At 35.0% G+C, this 426-nt stretch carries 1 protein-coding gene; it reads right to left on the bottom strand.

Annotated features, from left to right (window positions below; genetic code table 11):
- Positions 1 to 173: 173 nt before the first annotated feature.
- A partial coding sequence (locus ACTQZM_RS12065) for a transposase (RefSeq protein ID WP_441653902.1) occupies positions 174 to 426 on the bottom strand: 253 nt, incomplete at its 5' end.

Raw genomic sequence — 426 nt, 5'->3', positions numbered from 1 at the left:
TGCTTTATTTTTGTATTCACTTTCAAAAGATAAATAGAGATCTTTCCACTACTATCTAAATGGAAAGACCTCTATTTTTTCACATAGGGGCTACTTTTGGGTCAGCCCCTTGCAAAGCCCTTGCACAAGCGAAAGCTCGCCTGTTACAATAGCAGTCTGATTGAGAAAGAGATTTAGGCGGATTTCTCCCCACAATTTCTTTTAGTTGGTTGTTTTGTATGCCAATTTTCTTCGTATAAAAAGATTCTTCTTCGCATATTACTAAAGTTTCTAAATCCAAAAGCCACTCGCTGAAAGACCTTGATTAAATTGTTTTTCCCTTCTAATTTTCCGTTGGAGTAAGGGGATTGTAGCGCATTTTTTATAGCGTGTGTATGTTTGATTAAATATTTTAGTGATTTTTTAAAGGCTATATCTAAGTCTTCA

It is taken from the genome of Enterococcus cecorum, assembly GCF_052119425.1.
Taxonomy (GTDB): domain Bacteria; phylum Bacillota; class Bacilli; order Lactobacillales; family Enterococcaceae; genus Enterococcus_E; species Enterococcus_E cecorum_C.
This window is presented reverse-complemented; position numbering and strand designations above follow the sequence as displayed.